The following is a 12,401-nucleotide window of genomic DNA, read 5'->3' as shown; positions in this document are numbered from 1 at the left end:
GTGTTGGTACATAAGGTGATGGGGATATGTCTCGTATAATTGGATATATGTTACAGCTTGCAGGTTGTCTTTGTATTGCTTGGGGCGTTCTGGTCTGGGGGAGTTTTGCTCTTGTCGCCTTCAAAGGATTCATCGGCACAGATGGCAATGAGGCCGGTGGCGAGCTGCTGACGTTCCTGGGCGCATTGTTGCTGTTTTGTGCTATTGGCTTTGCGTCCATGAGATATGGAAGCAAGCTCATTGTTCGGCGAAAGGCTTTTGGTAGGTGAGCGTTAGTATTAGAGCGTCTCAAAGCCCTGTTCGAGTCATCACTGTCTTCCTGGTGTTGACGGCAATCTTGTATGCTGCAGGGGTATGGCTGATCTTTCGCCTGGGCAGCGCGACACCATTGATGCTATCAGTGGGGCTCGCTGCCATCGTTACTTGTCTTGTGGTCCGGAAAGATCTGCGCACCCTGGGCTGGCACTGGGGGAGTTGGAGGATACAGTGGCAGAGTTATCTCCTGCCGTTGTGCTACTCGGCGCTGGCGTATGGTTTCATCTGGGTGTTTGGAATAGGTGGCTGGTACGAAGTCGATTTCGTCAGCGCGTTGAAGGAAGACTACAACCTGACCGCCTGGTCTGATACGGCGGTTATCTTGTTGCGCTTTCTGCTCACTGCGACAGTCAGCTTTCTTCTACTATTGCCTTCCGTTCTGGGTGAAGAAATTGGCTGGCGAGGCTTGCTTGTGCCTGAGTTGTCCAGGCTGATGTCTTTTGCCGGCGTATCGCTGGTCTCGGGTTTGCTCTGGGCCATATGGCACTGGCCGTTAATATTTATGGGGTTGTACGGTGCCTCGGACGCCACGCCAATTTTCTATCAGTTGGCGTGCTTCACGCTATGTATTATGTGCATGTCTGTCGTAATCACCTACTTCAGGTTCAAGACGGGTAGTCTTTGGCCGGCCGTCGTCTTGCACATGAGTCACAATGTTTTCTTGCAGAAATTTTTCGGTCCAATGACATCTGAATATGCTGGCTCGGCATGGTTTCTGGGTGAGTTTGGAATTGCCGTTCCTGCTATCCTGATGGTGCTGGCTCTCTACTACGGCAGCTTGGGGTGCCGCGAGTTTCGGGGCCCAAAGGGCCCCAATTTGGAAAGCGTATAAATGAGATTCTATTAGTCGATAGGAGTGCACAATGGCAACAGAGGGAAAATTTGAAGTAACGCTGGAACCGCAGCAGGATGTGGCGGCGCCGGCTGGCAGGATGAGCATGCGCAAAGTGTATTCGGGTGGTCTGGTGGGCACTGCGTTGGGCCAAATGATTAGCAAGCGCACTGAGGCGGGGGAGTCAGTATATTCAGCCGTTGAAGAGTTTGACGGCGCCCTCGATGGCAAGACGGGGGGCTTTAGCTTGTTTCATGTCGGCCGGATGTCCAGCGCTGGTCAATCGCTTGAAGTAACCGTTGTCGCGGGATCCGGGCGCGGTGACCTTGAAGGTATTGGAGGCCATATGACAATTATTCAGGAAGGCGGCGAGCACCGCTATGTATTTGATTACATAGTGTGAGCAGCCCCAGTGGTCTACAGCCCCACCTTCAATCTCACGCCGAAGTAACGCTCATAATCCCGTGGGACAAAGCGGCTGGTGGCCTCCACCGACGCGGCCTGCGAGCTGTCCAGTAGGCCGCTGTCGTAATTGTCGTCCAACAGGTTGTTGGCGAACAGGGTGACCGCGTAGTTGATGTCGCCCTCGACATCCATTCCCAGTGACAGGTTGAGCACGCCGTAGCTGTCCGCCTCCATCCAGGGCGCAAGTTGTAAGTCGTGATTGACCTTGTCCGTCCAGCTGTAGGAGAGATTGGCGAATACATCGCCGGGCAGTTTATTGTTGGCGGGCCAGACATAAGTGCCGGCGATGTTGTACTTGAAGTCCGGGGAGTTTTGCAGATCTTCGCCTGCGAGGTCCTGGGTGCTGATGCCGTTGTCGCCGGGCACGCAGCCTTCCTCGAGAGTTTGGCCGAAGTAGCACTCTGCGTCCGGATACTCCTTGATCGTGGCATCGACCCAGGCGGCAGCCAACTGCAGTGTGAAGTTGTCGCCAATTAACGTCGTGCTGTCGATTTCAATACCATAGGTTTCCAGTTCTCCCACGTTTTCAGTGGAGAAGGTGATGGCGCCGGCATCAGTGACTGTTGTCTGCTGCGCCTGGTAATCATCGTAGAGTGTGTAGAAGCCCACCAGCTCGAGGCGCATGGTGTTATCGAAAAGCTCAGCCTTGTAACCGAGCTCGAATGCATCTGAGGATTCCTTCTCCACGGGTTCAAGTTCGCCGGTGAACGCAGTGGACGCCGCGGCATCGAAGAACTGGCCCTTGTGGCCCTGTGCGTAGCGGAAAAAGAGCATTCCGTCTTCAGACACATCGTACTGGTAGGCAACACTGCCCAGGGCAATGTTGTCGTCATCCTCGTAGGAAACATCCGTGTCGGGGCCGCCCCCATAGAAATCGACATTGGTCAGGTCAAACTCGATTTCCTCGTACTGATAGCGGCCGCCTAGCGTTAGCCTGGAACGCTCGCCGATATTCCAGGTGACCTGGCCGAAAGCAGATAGCGACGATACGACATTGTTTGACAGGTTGTGGGCGTCCAGGCCCGCAGCCACGCCCAGACCGGGTGCCCAGCGATCGAACTGGCGGTCTGCATCCATATTGGAGTAGTAGAGCCCGGCAATGTAGTTCCCCCAGGCAGCATCGGGAGACAGCAAGCGGAATTCCTGCGAGACGGAGTCTACGTCCAGTAGGTTCAGTTGTACGACGCCGCCATTTACCGCGGGGTTGTAGGGTTCGATTCCCGTGCCGAGGGGGTCGCCCAGGGTGCCGTTGCCAAAGGGATAGCTCATGACCGGATAGGCTGTGGTATCGAGTTCATTAAACTCACTGTGATCCCAGTTGTTGTAGGCGGTGATAGAGAGCAGGCTGTGGTCCTGTATGTCCCAACTCGCCTTCATAGAAAGTTGTAGATTTTCTGAGTCCGCCTCCGGCCGGTCGTCAATGACGACGGTAGTAGATTCATCGTCGACGTAGGGGATGATCTCAGGCGCTGCCTCGGTCAGTGGAACCACCGTGAGCACTTTTGCCTGCTCAACATCTTCGATGTAGGTGAACGCAGGGGAGCAGCATTCGCTGTAGCTGTCGTCGTACTTGGCCTGAAAGTCCAAGCTGAAAGTGTCGCTAAGATCCCAGTCCAGACGGCCGTTAACGCCCCAGCGCCTGGATCCGTCGAGTTCGTCGCCGTCATGCAGGTTGTTCACCCAGCCATCGATTTCATCGTGATAGCCGCTCAGCCTGTAGGCGAGCGCGTTGCTGATGGGGCCGGAGATCGAGGCGCTGATCTTCTCCTGATTGTCGTCGGTGAAGGTCAGCTCAGCATTTGCCTCAAATTCACTGGTAGGCCCCCGGGTAACCACGTTAATCACCCCAGCGGAGGCATTGCGGCCGAATAGCGTTGACTGAGGGCCGCGCAGGATTTCGACACGCTCGATATCGGTGAGGTCAGCCAGGGCCTGGCCGGCCTGGGATGTCGCGACATCGTCGATCACCACCGCCACGGCACTCTCGGCACTCACTGAGTACACCACGGTGCCGATGCCGCGAATTCGGAAGCCCGAGTTCTGCGCCAGCGTAGTCTGGTCGTAGGTTAGCGAAGGGCTGAGCTTGGTCAGGTCGGCGGTGTCTCGAACACCGTAAACCTGCAGGTCCCTGGTGGAGACGGCCGTGAGAGCCACCGGTACATCCATCATATTCTGCTCGCGCTTCTGCGCGGTCACAATGACTTCTTCAAGAGTCGCTTGCTGGGCCAGGGTGGAAGGGGCAGTGAAGGCGTGAAGGGCTGCCACGATGCAGGCCAGTGGTTTTGCTCGCATGCTGACGGACGGTGTGCTCAGGCTCATGAAAATGCTCATTATTATTGGGATGACTCATGGTGCCAGAAGTCTGGGTGGCGAGGCTACCTTGCGCGAACTTTGTGTGCTGAGCATGCCATGCATCACTCGTGCTAGGCTTTGTCTCGTGCCAGATCATCAGGAGTAGGGCAAGAATGAGCAACACCCCCATAGCGTTCAACCAGAAGCACGCCACTCATAAGGAAACCCTGCTGAAGTTTCTGGCGCTGGCTGCGATTCTCGTTTCCTACTTTGGCTACATGAGCTGGAAGTATGATGCTTCTACGGGGTTCGGTCTCGCGGTACTCGCTTGGAGTTTTTTTGTACTGTGCACACCGGTGGCGGACGGTGGTTTTATCGTCGCATTTCCCATACGCCTCCTGTTTGGTGTGAAAATGGCGATTACCCAGGGTGTTGTCTGGTTTGTTGCTGTAGCCGTGAATCTATACATGCTCTACGAATCTCCAGAAACGTATGAGCTAACATTCCTCACTCAACTCCTACACCAAATATTGACGCAGATATATCCTTACTGGGCGATCTTGCTGATTAGCGCGGCGGGTACTTTTTTATCCATTTATTTTGGTGATGAAATGATGGATGTGACCAGCCATCAGCAGCGGGAGAAGCACCATAGGCATGGTTTCAACTACCGCCTGTTGTTGGTTCTTGGCTTGGGTATTCTCACCGTGGTCGCTTATTACGAACTGCTTAGTACTCTCGATATTAGTATCCCTCAATAGCAGCTGGATGCGTGGGTGCGGAGCCTGACAACAAGGTTGAGTTAACGAATGCGTGAAATTAAGTTTTCCCAAGACGAAAAAGACAGAATTGTGGCCAAGATAAAGCGCTATTTCGATGACGAGCTCGGGCAGGAAATCGGCAATTTTGAAGCTGAGTTTCTGATCGATTTTTTTGCGCAGGAAATTGGTCCGTCGTTCTATAACAGCGGTCTGCATGACGCTCACGCGCTGTTTACAGAGAAGTCAGAAGAAATAGGTTATTTGGTGCAGGAGTTGGAGCAAGCTGTCGACTAAGCGTTAGCAGTGACGTTATGGAAATCTACGACAGGATTGGTATTGGGTACTCTGATCGAAGGGCGACAGACTCTCGTATTGCCGCGCAGATCTACAGCCACCTGACAGCCGCTACTTCGGTATTGAATATAGGCGCAGGTGCAGGATCGTATGAGCCTGACCACCTGCCGCTGGTGGCACTGGAACCCTCCGCAGAAATGATCGCCCAGCGCACGGACACTGCGCCTGTGGTGGTCCAGGGTGTAGCGGAAGCATTGCCCTTCGCTGACAACAGCTTCACGCATGTAATGACTGTGCTCTCGATGCACCACTGGCGGGACCGTGAGGCTGCTTTTGCCGAGATTGCCCGCGTAGCCACTGACGCATTTGTGGCGTTGACCTGGCTGCCCGATGCAGGGGCTTTCTGGCTCACCCGAGACTACTTTCCTGAATTCTATGCATCAGACGCCAAGGTTTTTCCAGGCTCGCAATTGTTCGCTTCTTTTTTTGATGATGTTCAGAGTGAGCCAGTGCTTATTCCAGAGGACTGCATCGACGGCTTCCTTGCGGCTTACTGGAAGCGCCCGGCGGCGTATCTCGATTCTCAGGTGAGGCAGTCGATATCCTCGTTTGCGAATGTCGATGGATCATCCGATCGCTTTCGGCGGTTGCGTGATGATCTCGATTCCGGAAGGTGGCTAAAACGTAATCGGGAATTGATGAATCAGACAGACCTGGATGCAGGCTATCGTATTATTTCAGGCAGAATCAGAAAATCCGGGCGCGTCGATATGTGAACCCTGGCAGAGATGCTAGGCTTGTTGCCTGACCTTGTGAAAGGAAGTGAAAGCAATGGATTCGATACGTGACAGCCTGGCGCTTGAGCGGACCCGGCTGGCCAATGAGCGTACGCTTCTGGCCTATGTGCGAACGGGTCTTTCGCTCATAGCTGCCGCAGCGGTGCTGTTCCAATTTTTCTCCAGCCAGCACACTCATGTCGCTATGGCATGGCTGTTGTTGGTGTTTGGAGCGGTTGTACTGGTAGTCGGTGTTTACCGGTTCTATTCCGTGCGGTCATATTTGAATCAGGATGAGCCAGAGGAGTAATCAGATGGACGCTGAATCCGAGTTTCAGACAGCCGAACAGCTGCAGGCAAGCCTTGCGGGTATCAAGGACAGCCCGCGTGAAAAGGGTGTTGTCGAGATGATTGTGTGTCGTCCAGCGGTGAACGAGCGCCGCAATCTTGCTGCCTGTGAGCTGAGTGTGGAGGCGGGATTGCTTGGTGATAACTGGCAGGCGCGCGGGGATGAAGACGAGCACGGTAAACCGGCCAACCGGGAGATGCAGCTAAACCTGATGAATGTTCGTGTCATCGCCGCTATTGAACCCGATGCTACGCGCTGGCCCCTGGCGGGTGACCAGTTCTACGTCGACCTGGACCTCAGTGATGAAAACTTGCCGCCTGGTACCCAGTTGGCAATCGGGCAGGCTGTGATAGAGGTTACCGCTGAACCGCACCTGGGCTGTGCCAAGTTCAAGCAACGCTATGGCCGCGACGCTGTTATGTTTGTTAATTCGGACGAGGGTAAGGCGCTCAATCTCCGTGGTATCAATGCGAAAGTAGTGACGCCCGGCCTCGTGAAAGTGAGCGACACTGTTGCGAAGATATAGCCGGGTGCAAAGCAATAGCCGAGTGCAAGGCTGGAATCGCAGCAACGCAGGCGCTGATGTAAGACGCGGTCTGGTCGGCCTTTTTTTGCTTTGTATGGCAATCGCAACCGAAGCAGGGCCAGATGATGGGGAGATGGAGATTCGCAAACTCGCGTCGGGTGTGTATCTCCATACATCCTATGCGGCACTGCCGAATATCGGTTTCTATCCGTCCAATGGCCTGGTCGTGGTTCGCGATCAGCAGGCATATCTTATCGACACGCCCTGGCTCGTTCCTGACACAGGCGAGCTGCTGCGCTGGGTCGAGGCCCAGGGCTGGGAACTGCAAGCGAGTATCTCCACGCATTATCACGAGGATCGTGCCTCCGGTATTGCCACGCTGAACGAACGCGATATTCCCACCTGGGCCTTCGCGATGACCAATGAATTTTTGCAGGCAGGGGGTAGTGCCACTGCCGCTCACACTTTCGACGGTGAGGGTGTGTGGTTGCTGCAAGATGAGATCTACGCCTGGTATCCGGGAGGTGGGCACACCGCAGACAACATTGTTGTGTGGTTGCCGCGGGAAAAGATTCTTGTCGGGGGTTGCCTCGTTCGCGCTGCAGATGCCCGGAGTATGGGCAATACAGCGGATGCAGACATTGCTGCCTGGGCCGGGTCCGCCCTACGGGTGCAGGAGAAATTTCACGAAGCTGTGACAGTCCTGCCTGGCCACGGTGCACCGGGCGGGCTCGAACTGCTCACTCACACTGCCGATCTGGCAATAGAAATAGGGAGCGACAATCCAAATGAGTAGCGCAGAGCACTATCGTGCACTGGAATGCATGTATGCAGCGGCACCTATCAATTCGTTTTACAAGCCGATCATGACCGTGATTGAAGGCGAGGCCGTGATTGAAATCGAAGCTGGTCCGCAGCATCACCACTCCGGTGGTGGCGTGCATGGTTCAGTTTATTTCAAGATGCTTGATGACGCGGCCTTTTTCGCCGCCAATTCGCTGGAGCCCGAGGTCTTTGTGCTTACGACCTCATTCACTACCTATATCACCCGACCTGTGGCCGATGGCAGGATGCGGGCGGTAGGTAAGGTGGTTAACTTCAACCGCAGTCAGTTCATCGCCGAGGCAGTGGTCTATGATTCAGAGGAGCGGGAAATTGGCCGCGGCAACGGTATTTTTGTGCGCAGTAAAGTGAAACTTGTCGATGCGGCGGGTTATGCCAGCTGAGCGAGATCAAAGCCAGGAGAATGACAGTGAGCGACTTACCCAGATCAAACTTTAACAACATCGAGTTGCGGCGGGTCGGCAATGGCGAGGGCTTCTCGGCCTCCGCTGCGCGGTTTGGTGACTTGCTCGGGATGGAGCGCATGGGGTGCAGCATTGTTGAGCTTGCCCCGGGCGAAAAAGGTTGGCCGTTCCATCTGCACTACGGTGAGGAGGAGCTCTTTGTCGTGATAGAGGGCACTGGCTTAATGCGCTATGGCGATGGCGAGCACAGTATCGGACCCGGGGATGTACTGTTCACTCCCCCTGGCGAAGGAACTGCGCATCAGATCATTAACAACTCCAGTGCCCCTTTGCGCTACCTGGCAATGAGTACACATGCCGACCCTGCCATGTGCTATTACCCTGATTCTGGCAAGTACGCTGCCTACGCTCAACAACCCGATGGCAGCTGGAAGGCCTTTATTGCCCACGAGAGCAGCCAGGTTGACTACTACGAGGGTGAGTAACCGTGTTTGCCGTCATTTTTCGCGCAAGGATTAAGCAGCTGGATGAGGAATACGCGGCAACAGCTGAAGCGATGCGCCAGCGTGCTATGGCGGAGTTTGGCTGTGTTGAATTCGCGGCCTGGACTGAGGGCGATAGCGAGGTGGCTATCTCCTATTGGAACAGTGAAGAAGATATCCTCGCCTGGAGGCGGGACCCTGCACACAAGCAGGCGCAGCAGCTTGGTGCGGAGCGTTGGTACAGTGCCTATTCGGTGGAAGTTGTGAAGGTGACCCGCAGGTATGAAAAAAGTCTACACCAGTGAAAATCGGTTCTACGTGGGCAATATCCGCAACTTGCTGGAGGCCCAGGGTATTGAAGTGGTCCTGCGCAATGAGCATGTCTCAAGTGCCGTGGGTGAGATACCGGTTTTCGATACCTGGCCTGAGCTCTGGGTGGTGAAAGAACGGGATTTCCCAAGGGCCGAGCAGATCGTTCAGCAGGCGTTGAGTCCCGCAGGCGCCGCTCCGTGGCGCTGTAAACGCTGCGGCGAGGAAAATGATCAGGCTTTCGAGTTCTGCTGGCAGTGTCAGTCAGACCCAGGCGGTATACTACTGACATGAATATCAGGCAATTTAGTGAAGCGGACGAATCCGCCGTGATCGACCTTTGGCGCGATTGTGGTTTGCTCGCGCCCCAGAATAATCCGCATCGGGATATCGCGCGCAAGCTTGAGGTCGGCCGTGAGCTGTTTCTGGTGGGCGAGGTAGACGGTGAGATTATCGCTTCCGTCATGGGCGGTTACGAGGGCCATCGCGGCTGGGTGAATTACCTTGCCGTCAGCAATGAGCATCGGCGGAAGGGTTTCGGTGTCGTGCTGATGCGTCGAATCGAGGGGCTACTGCTGGAACGTGGCTGCCCCAAACTGAACCTACAGGTCCGGCGCAGTAATGAAGTGGTTTTGGCGTTCTATCGGGCCATGGGTTACGGCGAAGATGAAGTGGTCAGCCTGGGCAAACGATTGATTCCCGACAAGCCGCCAGCAGAATAACGGAGTAAGCCAATGAGTGATTTACCGCCCTGTCCGGAGTGCGGATCTGGTTACACCTATGAAGACAGGGATCAGTACGTCTGCCCCGAGTGTGGCCACGAGTGGCCCCAGGCTGCACAGGCAGAGGAGAGTGAAGAGCCTGCGATCAAGGACGCTAATGGCAATCCACTGATCGACGGCGATACAGTGACCGTCATCAAGGATCTCAAGGTGAAGGGTTCATCCCTGGTCGTGAAAGTGGGCACCAAGGTGAAAAACATTCGCTTGGTGGAAGGCGATCACGATATCGACTGCAAGATCGATGGTATTGGCCCGATGAAACTCAAATCGCAGTTTGTGAAAAAAGCGTGAGTGTCTGGCGAGCCAGGCCGACCCTTTAGGGCATCGCCAGTACGTTGCAATCCAGCTTGTCGAGGATCTTCTCGGCGGTGTTGCCATGCATCAACGCAGCGATGCCGGAGCGGTGGGAGTTCCCCACGATCACCAAGCTGGCATCCAGTTTTTTCGCTACATCCACGATAACCTTGTCCGGCTCTCCAAGTTTGATGTGCACGTGCTCGCTGTCGACACCGGCCACTTCCATCAATTTTTGACGATCGGGTTTTACTCGAAAATCCGGGAAAGCGTTAACCACGTGTACTTCGGCCATCTCGCTCTCCAGCAACTGGCGGCTGAATTCGAGGATATGTTCGTTGAGCTTTTCGTAGTTCTCGGTGCGGGCGCTGATATCAATGCCCGCAAGAATGCGCGGCACCGGGGGGCGGTCGATATCCTTGATCAAGAGGACCGGGCAAAGGCATTCGCGAATCAGGGTCCAGTCTGAAGTCGAAGTCAGCATGCGCTGGCTGGTGGAGTGTTTAAAGGATGATTTGAACACCATGTCGGCGCGATTGCGGGAGGCCGCACGCACAGCGGCGTGATGCCAGTCCTTGTCCCATTCAACTTCACAACTCGTGTCTATACCGGCAGCAGCGATGGGGGCCATGCTTTGCTCGAGTACAGCCTGTTGCTCGGCCAGTTGGCGCTTCACTTCTTCGGACTCGCGGTCGGCCCCCGCGATGTTGCCGTGGATACAGGCAAACAAGTGCAGGCTGGCACCGATCTCACCGGCGATCGCCGCAGCGCGCACCAGAGCCGGTTGCTCTTCCCTGGTGGGGTCGTATACGACAAGAAACCTGTTCAATTCCATTGTGCTGCTGCTCTTTTGCACTGATATGGGGCCATTTTCTCGCAAACTATTAGAATTGGCACTCTAAATTTGTCGTGGCTTGGGCCGCTCAGGCGAAAATGCCGTGCATATACCAGGCCTGTTCCAGCCGATCGCGAAACACCCAGTAGTGCTGGCCCTGGTCGCCCCGGGCAATGTAATAATCGCGGCTCACCGGTTGCTGCCACCAGTTGTCTTCAATGCGTTCGGGGCCGTAGACAAGGTCCAACTCCCCTTGCCAATGCAGATGATTGCGGCGGCATGATAGCTGTTGTGGCTGCGCCATCAGCCAGAACGGGCGTTGCAAGCTGTTCGCACTGCCTCCGGCAGGCCGTTCACTGCAAGTATGCAGGGCGTGCTCTGGAAGGTGCTCGTCGCGGCAGCCTACCTGTTCCACCGCTTGCAGGCCCAGCCGGCTGCGCAGCCGATCCAGCAGGCTGGCCAGGGGTTCCTTTTGCTTGCGTGGGTTGAACAGGTCGATGTTCTCCAACTGGCCTCCGCGCAGCTCAACACACTCAAGGGCGATGCCTTCAACCCCGGTTGCCAATTCGAGCCGGTCCAGGTGGATGCGGGTGAGACTGAACCAGCTCTGCCAATCGCTGTGGCTACTGGTGCTGCGCACCCGCATTTTGCGCAGGGAGTGATCGATACCGATCAGCTGCCAGACAATCTCCGCCGTCTGCAACTGGGTGTTGCGCAGGAATTTGCACAGGGATTGCAGTAACAACTGGATGGCGGGCTGCAATTCATCGTTGGCTTTCACCTCGTAGCCAAACCAGTACTCGTCACTGAAGTTCGAGGGGGGCTGGTAATCCGGATGGATGTCCTCCTGTTGGCCCAATACTTGTCGCAGGAAGTGGATGAATGTTTTGCCGCAGCGCCGGCCTATGGCGGCCTGGGGCAAGGCCAGAATGTCGCCGAGGGTGTGCAGGCCTGCCCGGCGCAGAGAGTCCACCGGGCCGGTGTGCGCCTGCAGCAGCGTGAGGGGCAGGGCGGCCAGGCGCAGCTCCAGGGGTTGCTCGATGGCCAGTGCCTGTTCGTCTTCCGCGAAGGATAAAAGCCAGGCTGCCTTGGGGGTGGGGCCCAGAGCGAAGCAGGCGTTGAAGCCGCGAGCTGCCAGGCCGCTGCGGACCTCGTCCAGCAAGGGGGGCAGGCCACGGTACAGGGCGAGGCAGCTACCGATTTCCAGTTGCAGGCAGTCGCTTTGCCAACTGTGCAGGCTGGGTGAAATACTGTAAGCCCAGCAGCACAACTGTTGCAGGCAGCGCTCTTCCGCAGCAGTGTCGCGTTCCAGTAACTGCAGTGGCTCCTCGCCGAGCAGGGCGCGTACAGTGGCGGGCTTCATGCCCTCGCGGACGCCGGCCGCTGCAGCGCAGTCGTTGACCCGCAGTACGCGTTGCTTTTCCAGCACCACGACGGCTCGCTCCTCGGTGCGTTCGAGGCACTTGAGGGGTAGCAGGTGGAAGCGCAGGCATAGCCACAGGGTCATTGAATTCGATAAGTGCTGTACATATATACAGTATTTATCAGGAGGTGGATTTTGTCCACGTCAGGTGCAGGTACCTGTCGCCCAGGCGAGCAGGTGAGTGCCTAGCCTGCGGCTCCGGCGTTTTCCAGGAGGTAGGTGATAACAAACTTGATCACAAAGCCAAAGATACCCATGGCCAGGCCAATATAGAGGATGATCGTGCCAAACCTACCGGCGTTGCTGCGCTTGGCCAGGTCCCACACGATGAAAATCATAAACAGGATAAGGGCGCCGACCCCAAGGGTGACGCCGTATTCTGTCAGCCACTCGTCCACAACCTACTCCTGGGGCGACGT

The 12,401-nt window shown here is 55.9% G+C and carries 19 protein-coding genes; 15 read left to right on the top strand and 4 right to left on the bottom strand.

Features of this window, described 5'->3' with window-relative positions:
• Window positions 1-26: 26 nt before the first annotated feature.
• The 3 genes from EY643_RS16170 to EY643_RS16160 are packed head-to-tail and all read left to right on the top strand — an operon-like array spanning window position 27 to window position 1,550.
• The gene (locus EY643_RS16170; RefSeq protein WP_153240197.1) at window positions 27-269 is read left to right on the top strand and encodes a hypothetical protein; all 243 of its coding nucleotides are present in this window, start codon (window positions 27-29) and stop codon (window positions 267-269) included.
• Window positions 266-1,147, top strand: a complete 882-nt coding sequence (locus tag EY643_RS16165) for a CPBP family intramembrane glutamic endopeptidase (RefSeq protein WP_153240196.1) — start codon at window positions 266-268, stop codon at window positions 1,145-1,147. The genes EY643_RS16170 and EY643_RS16165 overlap by 4 nt, the downstream gene beginning before the upstream one ends.
• A 31-nt stretch (window positions 1,148-1,178) precedes the next feature.
• On the top strand, window positions 1,179-1,550 hold the full coding sequence (locus EY643_RS16160) for a DUF3224 domain-containing protein (protein WP_153240195.1): 372 nt from the start codon (window positions 1,179-1,181) through the stop codon (window positions 1,548-1,550).
• Between the two features lie 14 nt (window positions 1,551-1,564).
• On the opposite strand, the gene EY643_RS16155 is transcribed toward EY643_RS16160, so the two are convergent.
• On the bottom strand, window positions 1,565-3,931 hold the full coding sequence (locus EY643_RS16155) for a TonB-dependent receptor (RefSeq protein WP_170287429.1): 2,367 nt from the start codon (window positions 3,929-3,931) through the stop codon (window positions 1,565-1,567).
• Between the two features lie 146 nt (window positions 3,932-4,077).
• Here EY643_RS16155 and EY643_RS16150 point away from each other — a divergent pair, with 146 nt between their 5' ends.
• The 12 genes from EY643_RS16150 (at window position 4,078) to EY643_RS16095 (ending at window position 9,721) form a co-directional block, all read left to right on the top strand.
• Window positions 4,078-4,665 (top strand): hypothetical protein, encoded by a 588-nt coding sequence (locus EY643_RS16150; protein WP_153240193.1) that lies wholly within the window; start codon window positions 4,078-4,080, stop codon window positions 4,663-4,665.
• 48 nt (window positions 4,666-4,713) lie between these two features.
• Window positions 4,714-4,959: a DUF2164 domain-containing protein gene (locus EY643_RS16145; protein WP_153240192.1), complete on the top strand. Its 246-nt coding sequence runs from the start codon at window positions 4,714-4,716 to the stop codon at window positions 4,957-4,959.
• A 17-nt stretch (window positions 4,960-4,976) separates the two neighbouring features.
• On the top strand, window positions 4,977-5,735 hold the full coding sequence (locus EY643_RS16140) for a class I SAM-dependent methyltransferase (protein ID WP_153240191.1): 759 nt from the start codon (window positions 4,977-4,979) through the stop codon (window positions 5,733-5,735).
• Window positions 5,736-5,790: 55 nt separating this feature from the next.
• Complete coding sequence (locus tag EY643_RS16135) at window positions 5,791-6,045, top strand: YidH family protein (RefSeq protein ID WP_153240190.1); 255 nt, start codon at window positions 5,791-5,793, stop codon at window positions 6,043-6,045.
• Window positions 6,046-6,049: 4 nt separating this feature from the next.
• Window positions 6,050-6,610 (top strand): MOSC domain-containing protein, encoded by a 561-nt coding sequence (locus tag EY643_RS16130; protein ID WP_153240189.1) that lies wholly within the window; start codon window positions 6,050-6,052, stop codon window positions 6,608-6,610.
• Between the two features lie 94 nt (window positions 6,611-6,704).
• Window positions 6,705-7,406, top strand: coding sequence for a subclass B1 metallo-beta-lactamase (bla, locus tag EY643_RS16125; protein WP_153240188.1), 702 nt, complete (start codon window positions 6,705-6,707; stop codon window positions 7,404-7,406).
• On the top strand, window positions 7,399-7,836 hold the full coding sequence (locus EY643_RS16120; protein ID WP_153240187.1) for a PaaI family thioesterase: 438 nt from the start codon (window positions 7,399-7,401) through the stop codon (window positions 7,834-7,836). The genes bla and EY643_RS16120 overlap by 8 nt, the downstream gene beginning before the upstream one ends.
• A 26-nt stretch (window positions 7,837-7,862) precedes the next feature.
• Window positions 7,863-8,342, top strand: a complete 480-nt coding sequence (locus tag EY643_RS16115; protein ID WP_170287428.1) for a cupin domain-containing protein — start codon at window positions 7,863-7,865, stop codon at window positions 8,340-8,342.
• A 2-nt stretch (window positions 8,343-8,344) separates the two neighbouring features.
• Window positions 8,345-8,644, top strand: coding sequence for an antibiotic biosynthesis monooxygenase family protein (locus EY643_RS16110; RefSeq protein ID WP_153240185.1), 300 nt, complete (start codon window positions 8,345-8,347; stop codon window positions 8,642-8,644).
• Window positions 8,622-8,942 carry a putative signal transducing protein gene (locus EY643_RS16105; protein WP_153240184.1) on the top strand — a complete coding sequence of 107 codons (321 nt, stop codon included), beginning with the start codon at window positions 8,622-8,624 and terminating at the stop codon, window positions 8,940-8,942. The genes EY643_RS16110 and EY643_RS16105 overlap by 23 nt, the downstream gene beginning before the upstream one ends.
• Complete coding sequence (locus EY643_RS16100) at window positions 8,939-9,370, top strand: GNAT family acetyltransferase (RefSeq protein WP_153240183.1); 432 nt, start codon at window positions 8,939-8,941, stop codon at window positions 9,368-9,370. Before EY643_RS16105 ends, EY643_RS16100 begins: the two co-directional genes overlap by 4 nt.
• 12 nt (window positions 9,371-9,382) lie before the next feature.
• A complete protein-coding gene (locus tag EY643_RS16095; RefSeq protein ID WP_153240182.1) occupies window positions 9,383-9,721 on the top strand; it encodes a zinc ribbon domain-containing protein YjdM in 339 nt (112 codons plus the stop codon).
• A gap of 25 nt (window positions 9,722-9,746) precedes the next feature.
• Here the strand turns inward: EY643_RS16095 and EY643_RS16090 are convergent, their stop codons facing one another.
• The 3 genes from EY643_RS16090 to EY643_RS16080 form a co-directional block, all read right to left on the bottom strand.
• Window positions 9,747-10,559, bottom strand: coding sequence for a universal stress protein (locus EY643_RS16090; protein ID WP_153240181.1), 813 nt, complete (start codon window positions 10,557-10,559; stop codon window positions 9,747-9,749).
• An 88-nt stretch (window positions 10,560-10,647) separates the two neighbouring features.
• Window positions 10,648-12,066 carry a Y-family DNA polymerase gene (locus EY643_RS16085; protein ID WP_153240180.1) on the bottom strand — a complete coding sequence of 473 codons (1,419 nt, stop codon included), beginning with the start codon at window positions 12,064-12,066 and terminating at the stop codon, window positions 10,648-10,650.
• A 101-nt stretch (window positions 12,067-12,167) separates the two neighbouring features.
• Complete coding sequence (locus tag EY643_RS16080; RefSeq protein ID WP_153240179.1) at window positions 12,168-12,380, bottom strand: DUF2788 domain-containing protein; 213 nt, start codon at window positions 12,378-12,380, stop codon at window positions 12,168-12,170.
• Window positions 12,381-12,401 lie beyond the last annotated feature (21 nt).

This window comes from Halioglobus maricola (assembly GCF_009388985.1).
Classification (GTDB): domain Bacteria; phylum Pseudomonadota; class Gammaproteobacteria; order Pseudomonadales; family Halieaceae; genus Halioglobus; species Halioglobus maricola.
Note: the sequence above shows the minus strand (reverse complement) of the source record. Positions and strands in the feature narration are given on the sequence as shown.